Here is a 25,675-nt window from a genome sequence, read left to right on the forward strand (position 1 = left end):
AAGGGCCACAACGTGTAACAACGAGGCCGGAAAAAATTATGTCTGAATTAGTGAATACCTCCGAAGTCGCCATTCCTGCGGTTCCCAATAAAAATGGAAAAATTAACCTGCTGGACCTGAACCGTCAGCAGATGCGCGAGTTCTTTAAAGAGATGGGCGAGAAGCCGTTTCGTGCCGATCAGGTCATGAAATGGATGTACCACTATTGCAGTGACAACTTTGATGACATGACGGACATCAACAAAGTGCTGCGCAATAAGCTTAAAGAAGTGGCGGAAATCCGCGCACCGGAAGTGGTGGAAGAGCAGCGCTCTTCAGATGGCACTATCAAGTGGGCCATTGCCGTTGGCGATCAGCGTGTTGAAACCGTGTATATCCCGGAAGACGATCGCGCCACGCTGTGCGTCTCTTCTCAGGTGGGCTGTGCGCTGGAGTGCAAATTCTGCTCTACGGCGCAGCAGGGCTTTAACCGTAACCTGCGCGTATCGGAAATTATCGGCCAGGTCTGGCGTGCTGCGAAAATCGTGGGTGCAGCGAAAGTCACCGGTACACGTCCAATCACCAACGTGGTGATGATGGGGATGGGTGAACCGCTGCTCAACCTGACCAACGTCGTTCCGGCGATGGAAATCATGCTCGACGATTTCGGTTTTGGTCTTTCCAAGCGCCGCGTTACGCTCTCTACTTCCGGCGTTGTGCCTGCGCTGGACAAACTGGGTGACATGATTGACGTTGCGCTGGCCATCTCCCTTCACGCGCCAAACGACGCCATCCGTGACGAAATTGTGCCGATCAACAAAAAGTACAATATCGAAACTTTCCTGGCTGGCGTGCGCCGTTACCTGGAGAAATCGAATGCTAACCAGGGCCGCGTGACCATTGAATACGTGATGCTGGATCATGTTAACGACGGGACCGAGCATGCACATGAGCTGGCTGAACTGCTGAAAGATACGCCATGTAAGATCAACCTGATCCCATGGAACCCGTTCCCGGGCGCGCCGTATGGCCGTAGCTCGAACAGCCGTATCGATCGCTTCTCAAAAGTGCTGATGGAGTATGGTTTCACCACCATCGTACGTAAAACGCGTGGCGACGATATCGACGCAGCCTGTGGTCAGCTGGCGGGTGACGTTATTGACCGTACCAAACGTACGCTGCGTAAGCGTATGCAGGGTGAGTCAATCGCGGTTAAAACCGTTTGATTATTATGCAGACACGGCGCATTTTTTGCGCCGTGAAGCATTAATTTACTGAATAACCAGCCACAATCATCACGACTGATTAATAATTACGGTGCGTTTCATACGACTTTCGGGCAGTATGTAACGACGTAACAACAGTTTAGCGTGAAGGCCTGCCAGCGCTGTCATCTGCGGCCCGACAGTCTTATACTGTTTGTTCCAGGTTAACTGACCTAAAGTTTCGCGGTGCGGGTGGCATTGTGACTCACCGGCACCTGAACCCTTATTTTCACGTACCAGTAGTTGTAGCGAATGAATACTGAAGCCACTCACGATCAAAATGCAGCACTCTCCACTGGCGTTCGTCTTCGCAACGCCCGTGAACAACTCGGACTCAGCCAGCAAGCCGTTGCAGAACGCCTGTGCCTGAAGGTTTCCACCGTTCGCGACATTGAAGAAGATAAGGCGCCCGCCGATCTGGCTTCAACGTTTCTGCGCGGTTATATCCGTTCTTACGCCAAACTGGTTCATATTCCTGAAGACGAATTACTGCCGATGATGGAGAAGCAGGCGCCTGTGCGTGCGGCAAAAGTTGCGCCGATGCAGAGCTTCTCTCTGGGCAAACGTCGTAAAAAACGCGATGGCTGGCTGATGAGCTTTACCTGGCTGGTCCTGTTCGTGGTTGTCGGCCTGACGGGCGCATGGTGGTGGCAAAACCACAAAGCGCAACAGGAAGAGATCACCACCATGGCCGATCAGTCCTCCGCTGAGCTTAATCAGTCTGGTACTAACGGCGCGCAAAGCGTGCCGCTGAGCACCGAAGGGGCTGCGACCTCCAGCGAACCTCAGGCGACAGCAACCAGCACGCCTGCAACCGATCCAGCGGCGACGCCAGAATCGACGGCGAATACCGCACCGGCTACCCAGGCCCAGGCTCAGAACGCGGTCGTATCACCTTCTCAGGCCAATGTTGATACCGCCCCTGCGGCAACGGCACCGGCAGATAACACCGCGGCGTCACTGCCAACTGACCCGGCGGGTACGGCGGCACCTGCCGTTGACCCGAATGCGCTGGTGATGAATTTCACGGCTGATTGCTGGCTGGAAGTGACTGACGCGACAGGTAAAAAGCTGTTCAGCGGCCTGCAACGTAAAGATGGCACGTTAAATCTAACGGGCCAGGCACCATACAAGCTTAAAATCGGCGCACCGGCAGCGGTACAGATCCAGTATCAAGGAAAACCTGTCGATCTGAGCCGCTTTATCAGAACTAACCAGGTTGCGCGTCTTACCGTTAATGCCGAACAATCAGCAGCACAGTAACAGACGGGCAATGCGGGAGATTTTACATGCATAACCAGGCTCCTATTCAACGTAGAAAATCGAAACGGATTTACGTTGGGAACGTGCCAATCGGCGATGGGGCGCCTATCGCCGTCCAGTCGATGACCAATACGCGTACTACGGATGTAGAAGCGACGGTTAATCAAATCAAAGCATTAGAACGCGTCGGCGCGGACATTGTTCGCGTCTCAGTGCCGACCATGGACGCCGCTGAGGCGTTCAAACTGATCAAGCAGCAGGTGAGCGTTCCGCTGGTTGCCGATATTCACTTCGATTACCGTATCGCGCTGAAAGTCGCTGAATACGGTGTCGATTGCCTGCGTATTAACCCAGGCAACATCGGTAACGAAGAACGCATTCGCATGGTTGTTGACTGCGCCCGCGACAAAAACATTCCAATCCGTATCGGCGTAAACGCTGGCTCTCTGGAAAAAGATCTCCAGGAAAAGTACGGTGAGCCGACGCCGCAGGCGCTGCTCGAATCCGCCATGCGTCACGTCGATCATCTGGATCGCCTTAACTTCGATCAGTTCAAAGTGAGCGTGAAAGCGTCTGACGTTTTCCTGGCCGTTGAATCGTATCGTCTACTGGCAAAACAGATCGATCAGCCGCTACACCTTGGCATCACCGAGGCGGGTGGGCTGCGCAGCGGCTCAGTAAAATCGGCAATTGGTCTCGGCCTGCTGCTCTCTGAAGGCATCGGTGACACGTTACGCGTCTCCCTGGCCGCCGATCCGGTGGAAGAGATCAAAGTCGGTTTCGACATCCTGAAATCACTGCGTATCCGCGCGCGTGGGATCAACTTCATCGCCTGCCCAACCTGTTCACGTCAGGAGTTTGACGTGATCGGCACCGTCAATGCCCTGGAGGAGCGTTTGGAAGACATTATCACCCCGATGGACGTTTCCATCATCGGCTGCGTGGTGAACGGTCCGGGTGAAGCGCTGGTGTCCACGCTGGGCGTTACCGGCGGTAACAAGAAAAGTGGTCTCTATGAAGATGGCGTTCGTAAAGATCGTCTGGATAATAGTGATATGATCGACCAGCTTGAAGCCCGCATTCGCGCAAAAGCGACGATGATGGACGAAGCGCAGCGCATCAGCGTTCAGCAGGTTGAAAAATAACGTGATGGGAAGCAGGCTGCTTCCCATGTATGATTGAACCCATTCTTTGGGTTCTTTTTTGTATATAGAAAGAGAATAAACGTGGCAAAAAACATTCAAGCCATCCGCGGCATGAACGATTATCTGCCTGGCGAAACCGCCATCTGGCAGCGCATTGAAGGCACACTGAAGCAGGTGCTCGGCAGCTACGGTTACAGCGAAATTCGTTTGCCGATTGTAGAGCAGACCCCGTTATTCAAACGCGCGATCGGCGAAGTGACCGACGTGGTTGAAAAAGAGATGTATACCTTTGAGGACCGCAACGGCGACAGCCTGACCCTGCGTCCTGAGGGGACGGCGGGTTGCGTACGCGCCGGCATCGAACATGGTCTCCTGTACAATCAGGAGCAGCGCCTGTGGTATATCGGCCCGATGTTCCGCCACGAACGTCCGCAAAAAGGCCGCTACCGTCAGTTCAACCAGCTTGGCGTGGAAGTGTTTGGTCTGCAAGGACCAGATATCGATGCCGAACTGATTATGCTGACTGCCCGCTGGTGGCGTGCGCTCGGTATTTCTGAGCACGTATCCCTGGAGCTGAACTCTATCGGTTCTCTGGAAGCGCGTGCGAACTATCGCGATGCGCTGGTGGCGTTCCTGGAACAACACAAAGAGAAGCTCGACGAAGACTGTAAACGTCGTATGTACAGCAACCCGCTGCGCGTACTCGATTCCAAAAATCCTGACGTACAGGCGCTGCTGAACGATGCGCCAGCGCTGGGTGACTACCTGGATGAGGATTCCCGCGAACACTTTGCTGGCCTGTGCAAGCTGCTTGAAGCGGCGGGCATTGCTTATACCGTTAACCAGCGTCTGGTGCGCGGTCTGGACTACTACAACCGCACCGTATTTGAGTGGGTCACCACCAGCCTCGGTTCGCAGGGCACCGTCTGTGCTGGCGGTCGTTATGACGGACTGGTCGAGCAACTGGGTGGTCGCGCAGCACCGGCTGTAGGCTTCGCGATGGGCCTTGAGCGACTTGTTTTGCTGGTTCAGGCAGTTAATCCGGAATTTAAAGCCGATCCTGTTGTCGATATATACCTGGTGGCCTCAGGTGCGGATACGCAGTCTGCGGCGATGCAGCTTGCCGAACGCGTGCGCGATGCGCTGCCGGACGTAAAGCTGATGACCAACCACGGCGGCGGCAACTTTAAAAAACAGTTTGCTCGTGCCGATAAGTGGGGCGCAAGTATTGCACTGGTGCTGGGTGAGTCCGAAGTGGCCAACGGCGAAGTGGTGGTTAAAGACCTGCGCTCTGGTGAGCAAACTACGGTAACGCAGGATGGCGTTGCGGCGCACTTGCGCACTCTATTGGGCTAAGGAGAAGGACTGCGTGGAAATGTACGAGAACGAACACGACCAGGTTGATGCGGTTAAACGCTTCTTTGCTGAAAACGGCAAGGCACTGGTTGTAGGGGTTATTTTAGGTGTTGGTGCGCTGGTTGGCTGGCGTTACTGGAACAATCATCAGGCTGACTCTGCTCGCGGTTCATCCCTGAACTACGAAAACACCGTTAGCGCAATCCGTGCCGATCAGCCGCAAACGCTGACGGCTGCGGAGAAATTTGCCGCTGACAACAAAAACACCTACGGTGCGCTGGCTGCGCTGGAAGTGGCTCAGCAGTATGTTGATAAAAACGAACTGGATAAAGCCGCTGCGCAACTGTCTCAGGGGCTTGCTGCTGCCAGTGACGAAAATCTGAAAGCGGTGATCAATCTGCGCCTGGCACGTATTCAGGTTCAGCAGAAAAAAGCCGACGACGCGCTGAAAACGCTTGATACCATCAAAGGTGATGGCTTTGCCGCTATTGTCGCCGATCTTCGCGGTGAAGCACTGCTGAGTAAGGGTGATAAAGCGGGCGCGCGTAAAGCGTGGCAAGCTGGCGTGGATAGTAAAGCTTCACCTGCGCTGAGCGAAATGATGCAGATGAAAATAAATAATTTGTCCGTCTGAGAGGGACCCAATGCAATTGCGTAAATTACTTCTGCCAGGACTGCTTTCTGTTACGTTATTGAGTGGTTGTTCACTGTTCAGTGGCGAAGAAGACGTTGTCAAAATGTCCCCGCTGCCGACGGTTGAAAACCAGTTCACTCCGTCCACCGCCTGGGACACCTCCGTGGGTGATGGTATTGGCGATTTTTATTCCAACCTGCACCCGGCATTTGCTGACGGTGTGGTCTATGCGGCCGATCGCAAAGGCACCGTTAAAGCGCTGAACGCTGATGACGGAAAAGAAGTGTGGTCCATTAACCTGGCGGAAAAAGACGGCTGGTTCTCCCGTAAACCTGCGCTGCTTTCTGGCGGCCTGACCGTTGCTGGCGGTCACGTGTATGTGGGCAGCGAAAAAGCGCAGGTTTACGCGCTGAATGCCAGCGACGGTTCGGTTGCATGGCAGACCAGCGTTGCCGGTGAATCCTTGTCACGTCCGGTTGTCAGCGACGGCCTGGTGTTGATCCATACCAGCAACGGCCAGTTGCAGGCGCTGAACGAAGCCGATGGTCTGGTAAAATGGACGGTTAACCTGGATATGCCAGCGCTGTCTCTGCGTGGTGAATCTGCTCCGGCGACTGCATTTGGCGCCGCCATTGTGGGTGGTGACAACGGTCGTGTCAGCGCAGTACTGATGCAGCAGGGCCAGATGATCTGGCAGCAGCGTATTTCCCAGGCGACCGGTTCAACTGAAATCGACCGTCTGAGTGACGTGGACACCACGCCGGTCATCGTTGACGGTGTGGTTTACGCGCTGGCGTATAACGGCAACCTGACGGCGCTGGACCTGCGTAGCGGCCAGATCATGTGGAAACGTGAGCTGGGTTCCGTGAACGATTTCATTGTCGACGGCAACCGTATTTATATGGTGGATCAGAACGACCGTCTGCTGGCGCTGAGCACCGAAGGTGGCGTGACGCTGTGGACGCAGAGCGATCTGCTGCACCGTCTGCTGACCGCACCGGCACTGTATAACGGCAGCCTGGTGGTGGGCGACAGCGAAGGCTATATGCACTGGATCGATCCAGAGAATGGCCGCTTCGTGGCGCAGCAGAAAGTGGACGGCTCAGGCTTCCTGACCGACCCGGTTGTGGCTGACGGCAAACTGCTGATTCAGGCAAAAGACGGCACGCTGTACGCGATCACGCGTTAATTACACGGCGGTTGTAGTATACTAAACGGCTCCTGTTCACTCAGGAGCCGTTTTGACATTTTTAAAAACGCTGCGAAAGCGACGTTATTTTGAATTTTATGAGGCTTCAAACATGGTACCTGTGGTCGCGCTTGTCGGGCGCCCTAACGTTGGAAAATCCACTCTTTTTAACCGTTTAACACGCACCCGTGATGCGCTGGTTGCGGATTTCCCGGGGCTGACGCGTGACCGTAAGTACGGTCGTGCAGAGGTGGAAGGACGCGAGTTCATCTGTATCGATACCGGGGGTATTGACGGTACGGAAGACGGCGTAGAAACCCGCATGGCAGAGCAATCTCTGCTGGCTATCGAAGAAGCGGATGTGGTTCTGTTTATGGTGGATGCGCGCGCTGGCCTGATGCCCGCGGACTCCGCTATCGCTAAACATCTGCGTTCACGCGAAAAGCCAACCTTCCTGGTGGCGAACAAAACTGACGGTATCGATGCCGATCAGGCCGTTGCGGATTTCTGGTCTTTAGGTCTGGGTGATATTTATCCTATCGCGGCCTCGCATGGCCGTGGCGTCACCAGCCTGCTGGAAACCGTTCTGCTGCCGTGGGTTGATGAAGTAAACCCGCCGGAAGAGGTGGACGAAGACGCCGAATACTGGGCACAGTTTGAAGCCGGAGAGGAAGGCGAGGAAGAGCCGGAAGATGACTTCAACCCGCAGGATCTGCCGATTAAGCTGGCTATCGTTGGTCGCCCAAACGTAGGTAAGTCTACCCTTACTAACCGTATTCTGGGCGAAGAGCGCGTGGTGGTTTACGACATGCCAGGCACAACGCGCGACAGCATTTACATTCCAATGCAGCGCGATGAACGTGAGTACGTACTTATCGACACTGCAGGGGTGCGTAAGCGCGGGAAAATCACCGATGTAGTGGAAAAATTCTCGGTGATCAAAACCCTTCAGGCGATTGAAGACGCCAACGTGGTGCTGCTGGTTATTGACGCACGTGAAGGTATCTCCGATCAGGATCTCTCTCTGCTCGGCTTTATCCTTAATAGTGGGCGCTCACTGGTTATCGTCGTCAACAAGTGGGATGGCCTGAGCAATGAAGTACGCGAACAGGTGAAAGAGACGCTGGACTTCCGTCTGGGCTTTATCGACTTTGCCCGCGTTCACTTCATCTCTGCCCTGCACGGCAGCGGCGTAGGCAACCTGTTCGAATCCGTTCGTGAAGCCTATGACAGCTCTACCCGCCGCCAGAGCACGGCGATGCTGACCCGTATCATGAACATGGCAGCAGAAGATCACCAGCCGCCGCTGGTGCGTGGCCGTCGCGTGAAGCTGAAATATGCCCACGCCGGGGGGTATAACCCGCCTATCGTGGTGATCCACGGTAACCAGGTGAAAGACCTGCCGGACTCCTACAAACGCTACCTGATGAACTACTTCCGTAAGTCGCTGGACGTGATGGGTACGCCTATCCGTATTCAGTTCAAGGAAGGGGAAAACCCGTTTGCGAATAAACGTAATACCCTGACGCCGAACCAGATGCGTAAGCGTAAGCGTTTGATTAAGCACATTAAGAAAAGCAAATAATTCTTACCGAACTCACTAAAACCCGCGCCTGTCGCGGGTTTTTTTCGCTCATTCAAAAGGCCTGCCTTCCCTTTGTGATGTCAATCACTATTCGCTTTTAACCATGTTTATATCTAAGAAAGTAGACAATCGTCGAATTTTCATCTTAAAGTCCAGGGTTCGGTACTAGACAAAACTAGCGCCTGGTTATCAAATGGTTAACCAATATTTCGCCGCATGTAAAAAATCGATCGGATACGTAACCGTTCGGCGTACATGCTGGTGTTTACAAGCACGACACATACCTTTCGGGAGAATTATGCAATCCTCTGTTAATCAAAAAGAGAGCCGAACCTTCTTCGGCCATCCTTATCCGCTCGGTTCGCTGTTCTTCACCGAGATGTGGGAGCGTTTCTCGTTTTACGGTATTCGCCCGCTATTGATCCTGTTTATGGCCGCCACCGTGTACGACGGGGGGATGGGCCTGGCGCGTGAAAACGCCTCGGCGATTGTCGGCATCTTCGCGGGCACCATGTACCTCGCCGCACTGCCGGGCGGCTGGCTGGCGGATAACTGGCTCGGCCAGCAGCGGGCCGTCTGGTACGGTTCGATTTTGATTGCGCTCGGGCACCTGTCGATTGCCCTGTCGGCCATTATGGGCGACAACCTGTTCTTCATCGGCCTGATGTTCATCGTGCTCGGCTCCGGCCTGTTCAAGACCTGTATCTCGGTCATGGTCGGTACCCTCTACAAAAAGGGCGATGCGCGTCGTGACGGCGGTTTCTCGCTGTTCTATATGGGCATCAACATGGGCTCGTTCATTGCCCCTCTGATTTCCGGCTGGCTGATTAAAACCCACGGCTGGCACTGGGGCTTTGGTATCGGCGGTATCGGGATGCTGGTCGCCCTGATTATCTTCCGCGTGTTTGCCGTTCCGGCCATGAAGCGCTACGACAGCGAAGTCGGTCTGGACTCCACCTGGAACAGTCCAGTAGTGAAACGTAACGGCGTGGGTGCCTGGCTGCTGGCGCTGGCTGTGGGTGTTGCGATCATCGTCACGTTGATTGCCCAGGGCGTGATTGTGATTAATCCGGTCGCGGTGGCCAGCGTGCTGGTATATGTGATTGCCGCCTCCGTCGCGCTCTACTTCATCTACCTGTTCATCTTCGCCGGGCTGAATCGCAAAGAGCGCGCAAGGCTGCTGGTATGCTTTATTCTGCTGGTCTCCGCCGCGTTCTTCTGGTCCGCGTTCGAGCAGAAGCCAACCTCCTTCAACCTGTTCGCCAACGACTACACTAACCGCATGATCGGTGATTTTGAGATCCCGGCGGTGTGGTTCCAGTCGATTAATGCCCTGTTCATCATTCTGCTGGCACCGGTATTTAGCTGGGCATGGCCGAAGCTGGCGAGCAATAATATTCGCCCGAGCAGTATCACCAAGTTCGTGATCGGTATTTTGTGCGCGGCGGCGGGCTTCGGCCTGATGATGCTGGCGGCACAGAACGTGCTGAGCAACGGTGGAGCAGGGGTTTCTCCGTTCTGGCTGGTAGGCAGTATCCTGATGCTGACGCTCGGGGAACTGTGCCTGAGTCCGATTGGTCTGGCAACCATGACCCTGCTGGCGCCGGAAAGAATGCGCGGTCAGATGATGGGCCTGTGGTTCTGCGCCAGTGCGCTGGGTAACCTGGCTGCGGGCCTGATTGGTGGTCACGTGAAGGCCGACCAGCTGGATATGCTGCCGGACCTCTTTGCCCGTTGCTCCATCGCGCTGTTGATTTGTGCTGCGGTGCTGATCGTCCTCATTGTTCCGGTGCGTCGCATGCTGGAAAATGTGCAGACAAAACCGGCTACCGAAGCCTGATACTATTCAGCCTGCCGGGGCAGTTATCCAGCCCCGGCCCACCTCAACAGGAGAGAGCATGTCGATAACCTGTCCGGATTGCCACGCAGCGCTCGAGCCGCAAAACGGTATCGCGCACTGCGACAGCTGCAATAACGATATTCCCCTCGAAGCGCGCTGCCCTGACTGCCATCAACCGCTTCAGGTACTCAAGGCCTGCGGTGCGGTGGATTACTTTTGCCAGAACGGCCACGGTCTTATCTCTAAAAAACGCGTGGAGTTCGTCAGAGCTGAGGCTTAATCGCACACGCAGCCTTCACCTTTCTGCCACAGTTCCACCAGCGACTCGGGTGCTTCCTGCTCGGGTACCAGCACGATGATATCGGCGTAGTGCGCCTGATTTTGGCCGGTCCAGATAATCTGGATGCGGAAATAGCGCTGGTCACCGCTGCCGGGGGAAGAGGCTTGCCCGGGCGGCTGGCCGCGCGGGAAAGCCTGCTCCAGAATGCTCACCAGGCGCTGGCGCTGGGCCTCATTAAGCGAGGAGAGCGCAATGGTGCGCTGGCCGCTCAGCTTAGGGATAAAAGCGACGCCGCCTTCCCGGGCCAGCTCAACCACGGCGTCATCCGTCAGTTCCGGAACCTGCATTACAGCACTCCTACCTGTTCCCAGGCTTGTTTTATAGCCGCCCCAACGTCGCTACCGGAGCGTTTCTCGCCGTGCGCTATCGTCAGTTTTGCAAAGGCATCAAAATCCGCATCCTGCGCCAGGTTGCGATCGCAAACCGTGTCGTACCAGGCATAACCCGCTTTTTCCCAGGCGTAGCCACCGATCGCCGTTGCGGCCAGGTAAAACGCGCGGTTGGGGATACCGGAGTTAAGGTGTACGCCGCCGTTATCCTCGCGCGTTTTGATGAAATCTTTCATATGCCCGGGCTGCGGATCTTTACCGAGCAGCGGATCGTTATAGGCCGTGCCGGGTTCAGACATGGAGCGAAGCCCTTTCCCGTTGATGCCCTCCGCCAGCAGCCCTTCACCAATCAGCCAATCTGCTTTATCGGCGGTTTGCTTAAGATGGTATTGCTTCACCAGCGAACCGAACACGTCGGATAACGACTCGTTCAGCGCGCCCGATTGTTCAAAGTAGATGAGTCCGGCTTCGGTCTCCGTCACGCCGTGGCTAAGCTCATGCGCTACCACGTCGATGGCAATGGTAAAGCGGTTGAAGATTTCCCCGTCGCCATCGCCAAAGACCATCTGCTGGCCGTTCCAGAAGGCGTTTTGATACTCACGGCCATAGTGCACGGTGCCGGTGAGGATCAGCCCTTTGTTATCGAGCGAATCGCGCTGATATTCCTTCCAGAAGAAATCATGGGTAATACCCAGATAATCGTACGCTTCATCCACCGCCACATCTCCGTTGGAGGGCTGGCCTTCATAGCGTACCTGCGTACCCGGCAGCTCCTGGGTCTGTTTCGCATCGTAGATGTCACGTTCAAGCTGACCGGCTTTATTCACATGCGGCGCGGCGGGTTTGCCCGGCATATGGGCCATCAGCGTCTGGACGTGGGTTAAGGTCTGACGGGCGCAGCGCTGCTGCGGCTCAGAACCGCTTTCGATAATACGGCGAAGAATATACGGAGGGATGACGCTATGTAGATGGGGCATGCTGCTCTCCTTATTAAAAAAGGCAATAGCAGCAGTATAGTTTGTAACCGGCGAAGATTTATCCGCTTTTACGCTGACGCGTTTTTTTCACCGGTTTGATCTCTTTCACTTCACTCTCGACCCAGCCGTCAGAAAGACGGGTGGTGAGCACATCCCCTGCTTTAACCTGCTTCGTCTGCTTCAGCACTTTGCCGTCCGTCGCGGTGGTCACGCTATAGCCGCGGGCCAGCGTGGAGAGTGGGCTGACGGCTTCCAGATGGGTGACCGCATTGCCAAAACGCTCGCGGGTGGCGCTCAGGCGTGAGCGGATATTTTCCGCGAGGCGGAACTCAAGCTGCTGGATCCGCGTTTGTGCGCGATAAATCTTTGGCTGCGGATTCTGCTGGTTCAGACGCTGAGTCGTGCGCTGCTGGCGCGATATCGCTTTCTTAAGCTGGTTATCCAGCGCGAAGTTCATCCGCTGACGCAGACGCTCCAGTACGGTTTGCTGACGCGCCAGACGCAATTGCGGATGCTGCTGTTGCAGACGATGATGAAGCTGGGTAAAGCGGCGGGTACGGTTGGCGAGGAAGTAGTCCATCGCCATCTCCAGGCGCTGCTGCCCGTTCTGGATCTGGCGCAGCAGCTCCTGCTGATTACGGCTGACCACCTCTGCCGCCGCGGACGGCGTGGGCGCGCGTAAATCCGCGACAAAATCGGCTATCGTCACATCCGTTTCATGGCCGACGGCGCTCACCACAGGGATAAGGCTGGCAAAGATTGCCCGCGCCACGCGCTCGTCGTTAAAGCTCCACAGGTCTTCCAGCGAGCCGCCGCCGCGCCCGACGATCAGGACATCGCACTCCTGACGCGCATTCGCCAGCTCAATCGCTCGCACGATCTGCCCCGGCGCATCGTCACCCTGAACGGCAGTTGGGTAGATAATGACGGGCAGGGAAGGGTCACGGCGCTTCAGGACGTGCAAAATATCGTGCAGCGCCGCGCCGGTTTTCGAGGTGATAACTCCAACACAGTGGGCAGGTGAGGGCAGGGGCTTTTTAAACTGCTGGTCAAACAATCCCTCAGCCGAAAGCATGGCTTTTAACTGCTCGTACTTCTGCTGCAACAAGCCTTCACCGGCGGGCTGCATGCTCTCGACGATAATCTGATAATCGCCGCGCGGCTCATACAGGGTAATGTTGGCTCGAACCAGAACCTGCTGGCCATGCTGAGGGCGGAACGTCACGCGACGATTGCTGTTGCGGAACATCGCGCAGCGCACCTGAGCGGTGTCGTCTTTTAGCGTAAAGTACCAGTGACCGGAAGCAGGCTGCGTGAAGTTAGAGATTTCACCGCTGATCCAGACCTGTCCCATTTCCTGCTCAAGCAGCAAACGCACCGTCTGATTAAGGCGGCTGACAGTATAAATTGAGGGGGATTGAGAGGATAACATGTGAGCGGGATCAAATTCTAAATCAGCAAGTTATTCAGTCGATAGTAACCTGCTGAGAGGCGATCGCAAGCATTTTTTTCAAAAAAGTGTAGATGCAATCGGTTACGCTCTGTATAATGCCACGGCAATATTTAACCACCCAGGTCAGAGATATTGCCCATGCTACGTATCGCTAAAGAAGCACTGACGTTTGACGACGTCCTCCTCGTTCCCGCTCATTCCACCGTTCTGCCGAATACTGCCGACCTCAGCACGCAGTTGACGAAAACCATTCGTCTGAACATTCCTATGCTCTCCGCAGCAATGGACACCGTGACTGAAGCGCGTCTGGCTATCGCTTTGGCACAGGAAGGCGGCATTGGCTTTATCCACAAAAACATGTCTATCGAGCGTCAGGCGGAAGAAGTTCGCCGCGTGAAGAAACATGAATCCGGTATCGTGTCCGATCCTCAGACCGTTCTGCCAACCACCACCCTGCACGAAGTGAAAGCGCTAACCGAGCGTAACGGCTTTGCAGGTTACCCGGTTGTGACCGAAGACAACGAGCTGGTGGGCATCATCACCGGTCGTGATGTGCGTTTCGTGACTGACCTGAACCAGCCTGTCAGCGTCTATATGACGCCAAAAGAGCGCCTGGTGACCGTTCGCGAAGGCGAAACCCGCGACGTGGTGCTGGCGAAAATGCACGAAAAACGCGTTGAGAAAGCGCTGGTTGTGGATGCGAACTTCCACCTGCGTGGCATGATCACCGTTAAAGATTTCCAGAAAGCAGAACGTAAACCGAACGCCTGTAAAGACGAGCATGGCCGTCTGCGCGTCGGCGCTGCGGTTGGCGCGGGCGCAGGTAACGAAGAGCGCGTTGACGCGCTGGTTGCCGCGGGCGTTGACGTGTTGCTGATTGACTCCTCACATGGCCACTCCGAAGGCGTTCTGCAACGTATTCGTGAAACCCGTGCTAAATACCCGGATCTCCAGATCATCGGCGGTAACGTGGCTACGGGCGCAGGTGCTCGCGCGCTGGCGGAAGCCGGTTGCAGCGCGGTGAAAGTAGGTATCGGTCCAGGCTCTATCTGTACTACCCGTATCGTCACCGGCGTGGGCGTTCCGCAGATCACCGCGGTGTCTGACGCGGTTGAAGCGCTGGAAGGCACCGGTATTCCGGTTATCGCGGACGGCGGTATCCGCTTCTCTGGCGACATCGCCAAAGCGATCGCCGCAGGTGCCGCAGCCGTGATGGTGGGCTCCATGCTGGCCGGTACCGAAGAATCCCCGGGCGAAATCGAACTCTATCAGGGCCGTTCTTACAAATCCTACCGCGGTATGGGCTCCCTGGGCGCGATGTCCAAAGGTTCCTCCGACCGTTACTTCCAGACCGATAACGCCGCTGACAAACTGGTACCGGAAGGCATCGAAGGCCGCGTGGCCTATAAAGGCCGTCTGAAAGAGATCATCCACCAGCAGATGGGCGGCCTGCGTTCCTGTATGGGTCTTACCGGCTGTGGTACCATTGACCTGCTGCGTACCAAAGCGGAATTCGTACGCATCAGCGGTGCGGGTATCCAGGAGAGCCACGTGCACGACGTGACGATCACCAAAGAGTCCCCGAACTACCGTCTGGGATCATGATTTTCTTCGCCCGACCTCGTGTCGGGCGATTTATTTAATCTGTTTCACTTGCCTCGGAATTAGCGTCAATGACGGAAAACATTCATAAACATCGCATCCTCATCCTCGATTTTGGTTCTCAGTACACTCAACTGGTGGCGCGTCGCGTGCGTGAGCTGGGCGTATACTGTGAGCTGTGGGCGTGGGATGTCACGGAAGCACAGATTCGCGAGTTCAATCCAAGCGGCATCATCCTGTCCGGCGGCCCGGAGAGCACCACCGAAGCGAACAGCCCGCGCGCGCCGCAGTACGTATTCGAAGCGGGCGTACCGGTGTTCGGCGTGTGCTACGGCATGCAGACTATGGCGATGCAGCTGGGCGGTCACGTTGAAGGCTCTAACGAGCGTGAGTTCGGCTACGCGCAGGTTGAAGTCGTCACCGACAGCGCGCTGGTGCGCGGTATCGAAGACTCCCTGACCGCAGACGGCAAACCGCTGCTGGACGTATGGATGAGCCACGGCGACAAAGTCACCGCTATCCCGTCGGACTTCGTGACCGTAGCCAGCACCGAAAGCTGCCCGTTCGCGATTATGGCGAACGAAGAAAAACGCTTCTACGGCGTGCAGTTCCACCCGGAAGTGACTCACACCCGTCAGGGTATGCGCATGCTGGAGCGCTTCGTGCGTGATATCTGCCAGTGTGAAGCCCTGTGGACCCCGGCAAAAATCATCGACGACGCCGTGGAGCGTATCCGCCAGCAGGTTGGTGATGACAAAGTGATCCTCGGCCTCTCCGGCGGCGTGGACTCCTCCGTGACCGCGATGCTGCTGCACCGCGCCATCGGCAAAAACCTGACCTGCGTCTTCGTGGACAACGGCCTGCTGCGTCTGAACGAAGCCCAGCAGGTCATGGACATGTTCGGCGACCACTTCGGTCTGAACATCGTTCACGTGGAAGGCGAGCAGCGCTTCCTGGACGCGCTGAAAGGCGAGAACGATCCGGAAGCGAAACGTAAAATCATCGGCCGCGTATTCGTGGAAGTGTTCGACGAAGAAGCGCTGAAGCTGGAAGACGTGAAATGGCTGGCGCAGGGCACTATCTACCCTGACGTGATCGAGTCTGCGGCCTCCGTGACCGGTAAAGCGCACGTTATCAAATCTCACCACAACGTGGGCGGCCTGCCGAAAGAGATGAAGATGGGCCTGGTTGAACCACTGCGTGAGCTATTCAAAGACGAAGTGCGTAAGATCGGTCTGGAGCTGGGGCTGCCGTACGACATGCTCTACCGTCACCCATTCCCGGGCCCGGGCCTCGGCGTACGCGTGCTGGGCGAAGTGAAGAAAGAGTACTGCGACCTGCTGCGTCGCGCGGACGCGATCTTCATTGAAGAGCTGCACAAGGCTGACCTGTACAACAAGGTTAGCCAGGCGTTCACCGTGTTCCTGCCGGTTCGCTCCGTCGGCGTGATGGGCGATGGCCGCAAGTACGACTGGGTTGTCTCCCTGCGTGCTGTGGAAACCATCGACTTCATGACCGCGCACTGGGCGCACCTGCCGTATGACTTCTTAGGCCGCGTGTCTAACCGCATCATCAACGAAGTGAACGGCATTTCCCGCGTGGTGTATGACATCAGCGGCAAGCCACCGGCGACGATCGAGTGGGAGTAAGCCCATAACCTTTCCTGCGAAGTTATAAGCAGGTAAGACTGATAAAACCCTCTGTTTACAGAGGGTTTTTCTTTTGTAACTGATATCCGAACGGGACGTGAATTACTGGCTCATCTGCCGGGATCCACGGCAGCCGATACTGCGTCGCCATGCCCCTGGAGCCTGACCATACTGACGCTTAAAGCTGCGGTTGAAGGACTGCTGAGAGTCAAAGCCCAGCGCGATCGCCACGTTCAGAATCGGTTCATCGCTTTGGGCTAAGCGCTCAACCGATTTTTGCAGCTTTTGCGCGCGAATATATTCGGCGAGAGGGGAGCCGGTATGTTCTTTGAAGATCCGCTGGAGATGCCATTTCGAATAGCCGGCTCGCCTGGAGACGGTTTCAATGTCCAGGCGGCTATCAAGGTTGTTGTCGATCCAGTCGAGCAAATCGTGAATGAATGCACCCGTGTTCATCTTGCTTCCCCCTACGCCACGCATTAAAAGCATCTTTGTTTGTTGCACTTAAAGGTGGCCCGTTTTGATATTAATTGCAAGTTTTATTGTTACATTTAAATCCCTTCTCAAAACCCGTGATTTACCTTCGCCGCAAATAGCACATAAAGTGCAACAATTATTCTTGCACTTAATTAAGCGCCTTCCTACAATCGCCGCGATAGTGTATTCGCAACTGTTACAGTTTTGTGGCGATGAACGACACAAATGGCCTTAAGCCAGACCGGACAAAGGAAGTGGCGCGGCGCCTCCCGCTGCGTCTTGCCCGGCGGCTACAATAACCGGAATAAAAATAATGAGCCTGCAAAAAACCTGGGGTTACTTTCATCTGAGCGCGACGGGGGTGGTTTTACTCTCCGCGCTTCTCGTCGGGTGCGATGACAGTGTCGCGCAAAATGCTGCACCGCAAGCGCCCGTCGTCAGCGCAGCTGACGTGGTGGTGAAATCCATTAGCCAGTGGGACAGCTTTAACGGTCGCATTGAAGCGGTGGAAAGCGTTCAGCTGCGCCCACGCGTCTCCGGCTACATTGATAAAGTGAATTACACCGACGGTCAGGAGGTGAAAAAGGGCGAGGTGCTGTTCACGATTGATGACCGAACCTATCGCGCGGCGCTGGAACAGGCGCAGGCGAACCTGGCGAGAGCCAAAACGCAGGCCAGCCTGGCGCGAAGCGAGGCTAACCGTACCGATAAATTAGTCAATACCAACGTGGTATCCCGTGAAGAGTGGGAGCAGCGCCGTTCCGCTGCTACCCAGGCACAGGCCGATATTCGCGCGGCGCAGGCGGCGGTTGATGCCGCGCAGCTCAACCTCGACTTCACCAAAGTGACCGCGCCTATCGACGGTCGCGCCAGCCGGGCGCTGATCACCAGCGGTAATCTGGTGACTGCGGGTGACAGCGCCAGCGTGCTCACCACCCTGGTCTCACAGAAGACGGTTTACGTCTACTTCGACGTGGACGAGTCCACCTATCTTCACTATCAGAACCTGGCCCGCAGCGGGCAGGGGGCGTCCAGTCACCACACGGCGCTGCCGGTGGAGATTGGTCTGACGGGTGAGGAGGGCTATCCCCATCAGGGCAAAGTGGATTTCCTGGATAACCAGCTCACGCCGAGTACCGGTACAATCCGCATGCGCGCGCTGCTGGATAACTCACAGCGTCAGTTCACGCCGGGACTCTTCGCACGCGTGCGCCTGCCGGGCAGTGCGGAATTTAAAGCCACGCTTGTTGACGATAAGGCGGTGCTGACCGATCAGGATCGTAAGTATGTTTATGTCGTTGATAAAGACGGGAAAGCGCAGCGCCGCGATATTACGCCGGGGCGTCTGGCCGACGGTTTACGTATTGTACAGCAGGGGCTGAATCCCGGGGATAAAGTCATCGTCGATGGTTTACAAAAAGTGTTTATGCCGGGTATGCCGGTTAACGCGAAAACCGTTGCCATGACCGCCAGCGCCGCCCTCAACTGATCCCTTACCTGAGAATCCAATCCATGGACTTTTCCCGTTTTTTCATCGACAGGCCGATTTTTGCCGCCGTACTGTCGATTCTGATTTTTATCACAGGATTAATCGCCATCCCGCTGCTGCCGGTGAGCGAATATCCTGATGTCGTGCCGCCAAGCGTGCAGGTGCGCGCCGAGTACCCGGGCGCTAACCCGAAAGTGATTGCCGAAACCGTGGCGACGCCGCTGGAAGAGGCGATCAACGGCGTTGAAAACATGATGTACATGAAATCCGTCGCGGGCTCCGATGGCGTGCTGGTGACTACCGTCACCTTCCGTCCGGGTACCGACCCGGATCAGGCGCAGGTACAGGTGCAAAACCGCGTCGCACAGGCCGAGGCGCGTCTGCCGGAAGACGTTCGGCGTCTGGGCATTACGACTCAGAAACAGTCGCCAACGCTGACGCTGGTGGTGCATCTCTTTTCGCCTGGCGGTAAGTACGATTCACTGTATATGCGTAACTACGCCACGCTGAAGGTGAAGGACGAGCTGGCGCGTCTGCCCGGCGTGGGTCAGATCCAGATTTTCGGCTCGGGTGAATACGCGATGCGCGTCTGGCTGGATCCAAACAAGGTGGCGGCGCGCGGACTGACGGCCTCGGACGTGGTGACGGCGATGCAGGAGCAAAACGTACAGGTCTCCGCCGGGCAGCTTGGCGCCGAGCCGCTGCCGAAAGAGAGCGATTTCCTGATCTCCATTAACGCCCAGGGCCGTCTGCATACCGAAGAAGAGTTTGGCAATATTGTCCTGAAAACAACGCAGGACGGTACGGTCGTCCGCCTGCGCGACGTGGCGCGTATCGAGATGGGTTCCGGCAGCTATGCGCTGCGCTCCCAGCTGAACAATAAAGACGCGGTCGGGATTGGTATCTTCCAGTCGCCGGGGGCAAACGCCATCGATCTGTCTAACGCGGTGCGCGCCAAAATGGACGAACTGTCCACGCGATTCCCGGACGATATGAAGTGGGCGGCACCTTACGACCCAACGGTATTTGTGCGCGACTCGATCCGTGCGGTTGTACAAACGCTGCTGGAAGCGGTGGTGCTGGTCGTGCTGGTGGTGATCCTGTTCCTGCAAACCTGGCGCGCGTCGATCATCCCGCTGATCGCGGTGCCGGTATCGGTCGTGGGTACCTTCAGCATTCTTTACCTGCTGGGCTTCTCGCTGAATACCCTGAGCCTGTTCGGGCTGGTGCTGGCCATCGGTATCGTGGTGGATGATGCCATCGTGGTGGTGGAGAACGTCGAGCGAAATATCGAAGAGGGGCTCGCCCCCCTTGCGGCGGCGCATCAGGCGATGCGTGAAGTGTCCGGGCCGATTATCGCCATTGCGCTGGTGCTGTGTGCAGTGTTTGTGCCGATGGCGTTCCTCTCTGGCGTGACCGGCCAGTTCTACAAACAGTTTGCGGTAACGATAGCCATTTCCACGGTGATCTCTGCGATCAACTCGCTGACGCTTTCTCCGGCGCTGGCCGCGCTGCTGTTGAAGCCGCATGGTGCCCCGAAAGATTTCCCGACCCGGCTTATCGATCGTCTGTTCGGCTGGATTTTCCGTCCGTTTAACCGCTTTTTCCATCGCAGCTCGACCGGCTATCAGGGACTGGTAGGGAAAACGCTTGGCCGACGCGGTGCAGTGTTTGCGGTTTATTTGCTGCTGCTTTGTGCCGCGGGTGTGATGTTTAAAGTCGTACCCGGCGGGTTTATTCCGACGCAGGATAAGCTGTACCTGATCGGCGGCGTGAAAATGCCGGAAGGCTCGTCGCTGGCGCGTACCGATGCGGTGATCCGCAAAATGAGCGAAATCGGGATGAATACCGAAGGCGTGGATTATGCGGTCGCGTTTCCTGGCCTGAACGCGCTCCAGTTCACCAATACGCCTAACACCGGGACGGTCTTCTTTGGCCTGAAGCCGTTCGACCAGCGTAAACATACTGCGGCGGAAATTAACGCGGAGATCAATGCGAAAATCGCTCAAATCCAGCAGGGCTTTGGCTTCTCGATTCTGCCGCCGCCGATTTTAGGGCTGGGTCAAGGGTCCGGTTATTCCCTGTATATTCAGGATCGTGCTGGTCTGGGCTATGGCGCGCTGCAAAACGCGGTGAACACCATGTCCGGGGCGATTATGCAGACGCCGGGTATGCATTTCCCCATCTCAACCTACCAGGCTAACGTTCCGCAGCTGGATGTGCAGGTTGACCGTGATAAAGCGAAAGCGCAGGGCGTATCGCTTACCGATCTTTTCGGCACGCTGCAAACCTATCTGGGCTCGTCATATGTAAACGACTTTAACCAGTTTGGACGGACCTGGCGCGTAATGGCACAGGCCGACGGGCAGTTCCGCGACAGCGTGGAAGATATCGCGAATTTACGCACACGCAATGACCAGGGCGAAATGGTGCCGATTGGCAGTATGGTGAAAATCACGACCACCTACGGGCCGGACCCGGTGATCCGCTATAATGGTTACCCGGCGGCGGATCTTATTGGTGATGCTGACCCGCGCGTGCTCTCTTCCGCGCAGGCGATGACGCAGCTGGACGCCATGTCTAAGCAGATCCTGCCGAACGGGATGAATATTGAATGGACGGACCTGAGTTTCCAGCAGGCCACCCAGGGCAATACGGCGCTGATCGTCTTCCCGGTCGCGGTGCTGCTGGCGTTCCTGGTGCTGGCGGCGCTGTATGAAAGCTGGACGCTGCCGCTGGCGGTGATCCTTATCGTGCCGATGACGATGCTCTCCGCGCTGTTCGGCGTCTGGCTGACCGGGGGCGATAACAACGTCTTCGTGCAGGTGGGGCTGGTCGTGCTGATGGGGCTGGCCTGTAAAAACGCGATACTTATCGTGGAGTTTGCCCGCGAGCTGGAAATTCAGGGCAAAGGCATCATGGAGGCTGCGCTGGAGGCGTGCCGCCTGCGTTTACGCCCGATTGTAATGACCTCTATCGCCTTTATTGCCGGGACCATTCCACTGATCCTTGGTCACGGGGCAGGGGCAGAAGTCCGCGGCGTCACCGGGATCACCGTCTTCTCCGGGATGCTGGGCGTGACGCTGTTTGGTCTGTTCCTGACGCCGGTCTTTTACGTGACGCTGCGTAAGTTCGTGACGCGCGGCAAAGCGGAAAGAGAGGTGTTGCCTGCGTAGGACGTAGCAGATAACAAAAAGCCGCCTTCATTGTGAAGGCGGCTTTTTTTTCGCAATCCGTCAGGATTAAGGCGCTTTTTTATGCTGCGTACAGAGTTCCGGCACCGGATCGCACCCGCTGGTATCGGCTTTTTTCACCTCTTCCAGCGCGCTGGCGACGGTATGGCGCGCTAAAACCGCTAACGAAGCCTGCTCCGCTTCATCAGCGATTGATTTGAAGTACCAGCAGGCGTTGGCGCTGACCACACAGCGGGCCGGGACGTCAGGACGGGACGCCCACAGCTTTTTATCTTCAGTGACGGAAAGGTAGATATCACGCAGGGTGATCTCTTCAGCCGGGCGGCCAAGGTGAATAGAGCCGTTGCGGCCAAGCGTGGAGACGATAATGCCGTCCCGGGCGAGAGGAACCATTAATTTGCGGATAAAGCTCGGATTCGCTTCCAGGCCGTAAGCCAGGATTGCACTCGTCGAACGTTCACCCGATTGCTCCGCCATCGCTACGCTGAGAACCATCTGCAAAGCTGTCGGGAAGCGGTAATCTAACATTTTTCTGTCCTGGGTTGCGGTGAATCTTGTTCTTTTTGGCACCGCAGAGGTGAATAATCAGTAAGTAACAATATAACAAATACGGTAATTTTATTGAAGCAATCTGCGGCATACGTGAAGTAACGCTGCGCTGACACATGTCAGGACGTGTAGCGCCGGGTTTACGTTCATGCGAACGCCGGATTCGGGAAATCAACGGTCACCATAAGACCACCTTCGGCTGACGTACTCAGATTGACCCTGCCGTTGTGTTGCTGTGTAACGGCTTTGACGATGGCAAGCCCCAGTCCACTCCCGCTTTGGGTCTGATTAGGATCGCGGAAAAATCTGTCGAACACGCGCTCCCGCAGTTCAACCGGGATACCGGGGCCCGCGTCTGAGACGCGCAGCTGAGCGGACGTATCACGCGATTGCAGTTGTACCTCAATGCGTCCACCCTCAGGGCTGTACTTCACGGCATTCTCAATTAAATTGTCGATCAGCGACACCAGACGTTCCCGAATGCCTGCGACATGGATTTCATCGTCGGCGAAGAATTCAAACTCAATCCCGCGTGCCGATGCCAGCGGCTCCAGTGCGGCCATTCGCTCCTGAATAAGCGTTGTCAGCGGCACTGGCTCCATTTCCGTGTCGATGTGCGCTTCGCTGTGCTTCATCAGCAGAAGCTGATTGACGAGACGAGCAGCACGGCTATTGCTGCGAACAATGCCTGCAAGCAGCTCCTGCTGGCTTTCGCTGATGACCGAGGACTGAAGCGCCTCGACGTTGATTCGCATCGCGGCCAGCGGCGTACGCAGCTCGTGCGCGGCATCGGCAATAAACACCCTTTCCCTTTCGGCGCTTTCCCGCACCCTGGCGAGAAAGTCATTAATCGCGTCCACCGTCTGGCGCAGCTCCCTGTGCCTGGGAACGGCTTTTAAGGGAGAGAGATCGTCTGGCGTGCGCAATGAAATTTCATTCACTACCCTGTTCCAGGGGCGCATCGCGATGCGGATTGACAGCCACGCGGGAAACAGAAGAAAAGGGATGCATACCAGCAGCGGCATGACGTAATAGCCGCGCGAGTTCAGGTAGATAAAGAAATTCCAGCTGCCGGCCGGGGTGAAAAGGGTGACCTCCACGTCGGAGCGCGCAGATTTGAGCGTGCGGCTCGTCCAGGTGTGGTCTCCGGTCCGGACGCGCTGCATTTCCCCCAGGCGGCTATTTTTCACCTCCGTTGGCGCGCCACGCGAAGAAAAAATAATCTCATTATGCTTGCGAACGATCAGGTTGATAGCGAGTTCCGGATCTTCACCGCCGCCATACCCCTCCCGCAGCGCCTTGCTGAACGCGGCCAGCACCTCATTACGCGCCTGCGGCCTATCCTCCATGCTCTCAACCAGGGAAAAGAGGGTTTCGTAAGTCTCACTGCCCGTGAGTATTGGAGGGCTGCGCAGGTCCTCCAGCAAAATGAAGGTTAAAAAGAAACACCAGAGCAACGTAAGCAGCAGCATCTGGGCGACCAGCATTCGCCTGACCAGCGTAGGGAGCCTGAGGCGGTACCAAAAATTACGCATCAACCTGCCGCCTTCTGAACCGGTACGGTATCAATGACGTACCCTACGCCCCGCACCGTTCGCACAAAGCCATCGCCAATTTTTCGCCGCAGGTTACCCATATGCACGTCGAGCGCGTTGCTGAGATTTTCTTTCGTGCCGAATATCCTCTCTTCCAGATACCGCCGCGTAAGCACGCGATCGGCGCGCAGCATTAACGTTTCAAGCAGCGCATATTCGCTTGCCGTCAGCTCAACGTGGCGTGCGCTCACCGTTACGCGACGCGTCGGAATATGAAGCGACAAACCGCGAATTGCTATTGCCTCATTTTCAAAACCGTAACTGCGTCGCGCAAGGGCTCTCACGCGTGCCAGCAGCTCGGCGAGAACAAAAGGTTTGACCAGATAGTCGTCCGCGCCCGCGTCCAGCCCGCACAGGCGGTCCTGCAGCGTGCCTCGCGCCGTCAGGATAATGACGGGGATCCCCCGGAGCTGCTGACGCAGACGCGTCATCAGGCTCATGCCATCGCCATCGGGCAGCCCCAGGTCGAGCAGGATAAGCTCCGGCACGCAGAGCTCAAGCTGATGCAGCGCATCCTCTTTCCGGCGTACCCATATGACATCAAATCCTTGATCTGCAAGGGCGAAACGTACGCCGTTGCCGAGATCCAGGTCGTCTTCAATTAGTAGAATTTTCACAAAGGTAACGGTATCAGCAGTGGATGAAGAACAGCTTAAGAAAAAAACGGTATCAGGAAATCATTCAGCTTTACAGAACCAGCACGTGCTTCAGCGTTTCTTCATTTTCGGCTCATAAGAACCTTAGGGAGGGTATTCAGAATGAGCGCGCTGGCGTTTAACACCGCCTGAATCGTAACCATCTGAATCCAAAAGGGCTTCTTTAATGAGAAACTGCAAACTGCGTCACAGGTTCCCCCGTTCACTCATCGGTCGCAGCGTGAAAAGCATCCTGTCGGGGGCCGTCCTGGCGTTACTGGCTACCCCGGCGCTGGCGGCCGGGCAGCGCCAGGACAACGTGTTAACCCTGGGGGGCGGCGTGGATGTTGCGCCACGCTATTCCGGTTCGGATAAGAGCCGCGTTACTGCGGCTCAGGTGGTTGATTACGCGATGGCAAATGGGTTCTTTATCAGTACCACCCGCGGGCTCGGCTACGGCAACCGCGTTGGCAACCTGGATTACAGCGCTGCGCTGAGCTATCGCGCAGGACGTAAGGATCGCGACGTAAGCAGCGATTCAATCGCCTCCGGCAGCGACTACCTGCGGGGGATGGGTGACATCAAAGGCTCAGCCGTCGTTGTGCCGGGGCTGGGGTACAGGGTAACTGACTGGCTTAACGTGCAGCTGCAGGCTGAGGTCCCGGTTTCGGAAAGAGACAACGGTGAGGCTGTGCACTTCGGCATTGCCAGCCCGCTCTACACCTCTCCTGAAAACTCGGTGACGCTGGCGCTGACCGGCAGCTGGGGATCCAGCAAGTACATGCAAACGTACTACGGGGTCAGCGCCGCCCAGTCGGCCGCATCGGGATTTGCCCGACATGATGCCGGATCGGGCATATACGCCTATTCGCTGAACCTGGACTGGACCCATAAGCTCACCTCCCGCTGGAGCCTGCTTGCCGCAGCTGGCGTTACGCAGCTGACGGGAGAGGCGGGCGATAGCCCCATTGTTCAGCGAAAAACGTCTCCTGTGGGAAGTTTGAAGGTGACGTATAGCTTCTGATGGTTCAGTGAGGGCGAAGGCGCGTTTGTGACAAAACCGCACATAACCCCGTTACAGGAGCCGGAAGTACATAAAGCCCGTAGGATGGCGTGGCCCGAAGTCGAAC

The 25,675-nt window shown here is 56.4% G+C and carries 21 protein-coding genes; 14 read left to right on the plus strand and 7 right to left on the minus strand.

Annotated elements, in window-relative coordinates:
* Positions 1 to 38: 38 nt before the first annotated feature.
* The 9 genes from CKK19_RS11125 (at position 39) to CKK19_RS11165 (ending at position 10,536) form a co-directional block, all read left to right on the plus strand.
* Positions 39 to 1,205, plus strand: a complete 1,167-nt coding sequence (locus CKK19_RS11125; RefSeq protein WP_003860623.1) for a bifunctional tRNA (adenosine(37)-C2)-methyltransferase TrmG/ribosomal RNA large subunit methyltransferase RlmN — start codon at positions 39 to 41, stop codon at positions 1,203 to 1,205.
* Between the two features lie 291 nt (positions 1,206 to 1,496).
* The gene (rodZ, locus tag CKK19_RS11130; protein WP_063853388.1) at positions 1,497 to 2,507 is read left to right on the plus strand and encodes a cytoskeleton protein RodZ; all 1,011 of its coding nucleotides are present in this window, start codon (positions 1,497 to 1,499) and stop codon (positions 2,505 to 2,507) included.
* 26 nt (positions 2,508 to 2,533) lie between these two features.
* Positions 2,534 to 3,652: a flavodoxin-dependent (E)-4-hydroxy-3-methylbut-2-enyl-diphosphate synthase gene (gene ispG, locus CKK19_RS11135; RefSeq protein WP_038416503.1), complete on the plus strand. Its 1,119-nt coding sequence runs from the start codon at positions 2,534 to 2,536 to the stop codon at positions 3,650 to 3,652.
* Positions 3,653 to 3,733: 81 nt separating this feature from the next.
* On the plus strand, positions 3,734 to 5,008 hold the full coding sequence (gene hisS / locus CKK19_RS11140) for a histidine--tRNA ligase (protein ID WP_022649001.1): 1,275 nt from the start codon (positions 3,734 to 3,736) through the stop codon (positions 5,006 to 5,008).
* 13 nt (positions 5,009 to 5,021) lie between these two features.
* Positions 5,022 to 5,642, plus strand: a complete 621-nt coding sequence (locus tag CKK19_RS11145; protein WP_032622338.1) for a YfgM family protein — start codon at positions 5,022 to 5,024, stop codon at positions 5,640 to 5,642.
* A 10-nt stretch (positions 5,643 to 5,652) separates the two neighbouring features.
* Positions 5,653 to 6,831, plus strand: a complete 1,179-nt coding sequence (gene bamB / locus CKK19_RS11150; RefSeq protein ID WP_022648999.1) for an outer membrane protein assembly factor BamB — start codon at positions 5,653 to 5,655, stop codon at positions 6,829 to 6,831.
* A 112-nt stretch (positions 6,832 to 6,943) separates the two neighbouring features.
* Entirely contained in the window at positions 6,944 to 8,416 is a 1,473-nt protein-coding gene (gene der, locus CKK19_RS11155; protein ID WP_022648998.1) for a ribosome biogenesis GTPase Der, read from the plus strand.
* A 298-nt stretch (positions 8,417 to 8,714) separates the two neighbouring features.
* Positions 8,715 to 10,256: a peptide MFS transporter gene (locus tag CKK19_RS11160; protein ID WP_023306697.1), complete on the plus strand. Its 1,542-nt coding sequence runs from the start codon at positions 8,715 to 8,717 to the stop codon at positions 10,254 to 10,256.
* Between the two features lie 58 nt (positions 10,257 to 10,314).
* A complete protein-coding gene (locus CKK19_RS11165) occupies positions 10,315 to 10,536 on the plus strand; it encodes a zinc ribbon domain-containing protein (RefSeq protein ID WP_022648996.1) in 222 nt (73 codons plus the stop codon).
* On the opposite strand, the gene CKK19_RS11170 is transcribed toward CKK19_RS11165, so the two are convergent.
* From CKK19_RS11170 to xseA, 3 genes are read right to left on the minus strand one after another with little or no spacing between them, the layout of a single operon-like run.
* The gene (locus CKK19_RS11170) at positions 10,533 to 10,883 is read right to left on the minus strand and encodes a protealysin inhibitor emfourin (RefSeq protein WP_006811517.1); all 351 of its coding nucleotides are present in this window, start codon (positions 10,881 to 10,883) and stop codon (positions 10,533 to 10,535) included. The two genes, CKK19_RS11165 and CKK19_RS11170, sit on opposite strands and share 4 nt — an antisense overlap.
* Entirely contained in the window at positions 10,883 to 11,902 is a 1,020-nt protein-coding gene (locus CKK19_RS11175) for a M4 family metallopeptidase (protein ID WP_023306696.1), read from the minus strand. The genes CKK19_RS11170 and CKK19_RS11175 overlap by 1 nt, the downstream gene beginning before the upstream one ends.
* Positions 11,903 to 11,960: 58 nt before the next feature.
* Entirely contained in the window at positions 11,961 to 13,334 is a 1,374-nt protein-coding gene (gene xseA / locus CKK19_RS11180; RefSeq protein ID WP_045621484.1) for an exodeoxyribonuclease VII large subunit, read from the minus strand.
* 159 nt (positions 13,335 to 13,493) lie between these two features.
* On the opposite strand from xseA, the gene guaB reads away from it, so the two are divergent.
* Both guaB and guaA read left to right on the plus strand, forming a co-directional pair.
* A complete protein-coding gene (gene guaB, locus CKK19_RS11185) occupies positions 13,494 to 14,960 on the plus strand; it encodes an IMP dehydrogenase (RefSeq protein ID WP_003860601.1) in 1,467 nt (488 codons plus the stop codon).
* A gap of 68 nt (positions 14,961 to 15,028) precedes the next feature.
* Positions 15,029 to 16,606, plus strand: coding sequence for a glutamine-hydrolyzing GMP synthase (gene guaA / locus CKK19_RS11190; RefSeq protein WP_225455140.1), 1,578 nt, complete (start codon positions 15,029 to 15,031; stop codon positions 16,604 to 16,606).
* A gap of 102 nt (positions 16,607 to 16,708) precedes the next feature.
* Here the strand turns inward: guaA and CKK19_RS11195 are convergent, their stop codons facing one another.
* A complete protein-coding gene (locus CKK19_RS11195) occupies positions 16,709 to 17,062 on the minus strand; it encodes a helix-turn-helix domain-containing protein (protein ID WP_006811509.1) in 354 nt (117 codons plus the stop codon).
* 334 nt (positions 17,063 to 17,396) lie between these two features.
* On the opposite strand from CKK19_RS11195, the gene CKK19_RS11200 reads away from it, so the two are divergent.
* Both CKK19_RS11200 and oqxB read left to right on the plus strand, forming a co-directional pair.
* Positions 17,397 to 18,572: an efflux RND transporter periplasmic adaptor subunit gene (locus CKK19_RS11200; protein ID WP_022648992.1), complete on the plus strand. Its 1,176-nt coding sequence runs from the start codon at positions 17,397 to 17,399 to the stop codon at positions 18,570 to 18,572.
* A gap of 23 nt (positions 18,573 to 18,595) precedes the next feature.
* Positions 18,596 to 21,748, plus strand: a complete 3,153-nt coding sequence (gene oqxB, locus CKK19_RS11205) for a multidrug efflux RND transporter permease subunit OqxB (RefSeq protein ID WP_023300700.1) — start codon at positions 18,596 to 18,598, stop codon at positions 21,746 to 21,748.
* A gap of 66 nt (positions 21,749 to 21,814) precedes the next feature.
* On the opposite strand, the gene CKK19_RS11210 is transcribed toward oqxB, so the two are convergent.
* The 3 genes from CKK19_RS11210 to CKK19_RS11220 all read right to left on the minus strand — a co-directional run bounded on the left by CKK19_RS11210 (position 21,815) and on the right by CKK19_RS11220 (position 24,527).
* Positions 21,815 to 22,294, minus strand: a complete 480-nt coding sequence (locus tag CKK19_RS11210; RefSeq protein WP_003860591.1) for an RrF2 family transcriptional regulator — start codon at positions 22,292 to 22,294, stop codon at positions 21,815 to 21,817.
* A 167-nt stretch (positions 22,295 to 22,461) separates the two neighbouring features.
* Positions 22,462 to 23,850: a sensor histidine kinase gene (locus CKK19_RS11215; RefSeq protein WP_063853390.1), complete on the minus strand. Its 1,389-nt coding sequence runs from the start codon at positions 23,848 to 23,850 to the stop codon at positions 22,462 to 22,464.
* The gene (locus CKK19_RS11220; RefSeq protein ID WP_063853391.1) at positions 23,850 to 24,527 is read right to left on the minus strand and encodes a response regulator; all 678 of its coding nucleotides are present in this window, start codon (positions 24,525 to 24,527) and stop codon (positions 23,850 to 23,852) included. Before CKK19_RS11220 ends, CKK19_RS11215 begins: the two co-directional genes overlap by 1 nt.
* 205 nt (positions 24,528 to 24,732) lie before the next feature.
* Between CKK19_RS11220 and CKK19_RS11225 the strand changes: the two genes are divergently transcribed.
* A complete protein-coding gene (locus CKK19_RS11225; RefSeq protein WP_063853392.1) occupies positions 24,733 to 25,569 on the plus strand; it encodes a MipA/OmpV family protein in 837 nt (278 codons plus the stop codon).
* The last annotated feature ends 106 nt before the right edge of the window (positions 25,570 to 25,675 follow it).

It is taken from the genome of Enterobacter sp. CCUG 70166, assembly GCF_020224095.1.
Classification (GTDB): Bacteria; Pseudomonadota; Gammaproteobacteria; order Enterobacterales; family Enterobacteriaceae; genus Enterobacter; species Enterobacter intestinihominis.

Excerpts from the sequence above, each read along its gene's own strand:
- CKK19_RS11210 (WP_003860591.1), bottom strand. The coding sequence starts at position 22,294 with ATGTTAGATTACCGCTTCCCGACAGCTTTGCAGATGGTTCTCAGCGTA.
- der (WP_022648998.1), top strand. The coding sequence starts at position 6,944 with ATGGTACCTGTGGTCGCGCTTGTCGGGCGCCCTAACGTTGGAAAATCC.
- CKK19_RS11175 (WP_023306696.1), bottom strand. The coding sequence starts at position 11,902 with ATGCCCCATCTACATAGCGTCATCCCTCCGTATATTCTTCGCCGTATT.
- guaA (WP_225455140.1), top strand. The coding sequence starts at position 15,029 with ATGACGGAAAACATTCATAAACATCGCATCCTCATCCTCGATTTTGGT.
- ispG (WP_038416503.1), top strand. The coding sequence starts at position 2,534 with ATGCATAACCAGGCTCCTATTCAACGTAGAAAATCGAAACGGATTTAC.
- CKK19_RS11170 (WP_006811517.1), bottom strand. The coding sequence starts at position 10,883 with ATGCAGGTTCCGGAACTGACGGATGACGCCGTGGTTGAGCTGGCCCGG.
- xseA (WP_045621484.1), bottom strand. The coding sequence starts at position 13,334 with ATGTTATCCTCTCAATCCCCCTCAATTTATACTGTCAGCCGCCTTAAT.
- CKK19_RS11225 (WP_063853392.1), top strand. The coding sequence starts at position 24,733 with ATGAGAAACTGCAAACTGCGTCACAGGTTCCCCCGTTCACTCATCGGT.
- oqxB (WP_023300700.1), top strand. The coding sequence starts at position 18,596 with ATGGACTTTTCCCGTTTTTTCATCGACAGGCCGATTTTTGCCGCCGTA.
- CKK19_RS11195 (WP_006811509.1), bottom strand. The coding sequence starts at position 17,062 with ATGAACACGGGTGCATTCATTCACGATTTGCTCGACTGGATCGACAAC.
- bamB (WP_022648999.1), top strand. The coding sequence starts at position 5,653 with ATGCAATTGCGTAAATTACTTCTGCCAGGACTGCTTTCTGTTACGTTA.
- CKK19_RS11165 (WP_022648996.1), top strand. The coding sequence starts at position 10,315 with ATGTCGATAACCTGTCCGGATTGCCACGCAGCGCTCGAGCCGCAAAAC.
- CKK19_RS11125 (WP_003860623.1), top strand. The coding sequence starts at position 39 with ATGTCTGAATTAGTGAATACCTCCGAAGTCGCCATTCCTGCGGTTCCC.
- guaB (WP_003860601.1), top strand. The coding sequence starts at position 13,494 with ATGCTACGTATCGCTAAAGAAGCACTGACGTTTGACGACGTCCTCCTC.
- CKK19_RS11215 (WP_063853390.1), bottom strand. The coding sequence starts at position 23,850 with ATGCGTAATTTTTGGTACCGCCTCAGGCTCCCTACGCTGGTCAGGCGA.
- rodZ (WP_063853388.1), top strand. The coding sequence starts at position 1,497 with ATGAATACTGAAGCCACTCACGATCAAAATGCAGCACTCTCCACTGGC.
- CKK19_RS11160 (WP_023306697.1), top strand. The coding sequence starts at position 8,715 with ATGCAATCCTCTGTTAATCAAAAAGAGAGCCGAACCTTCTTCGGCCAT.
- CKK19_RS11200 (WP_022648992.1), top strand. The coding sequence starts at position 17,397 with ATGAGCCTGCAAAAAACCTGGGGTTACTTTCATCTGAGCGCGACGGGG.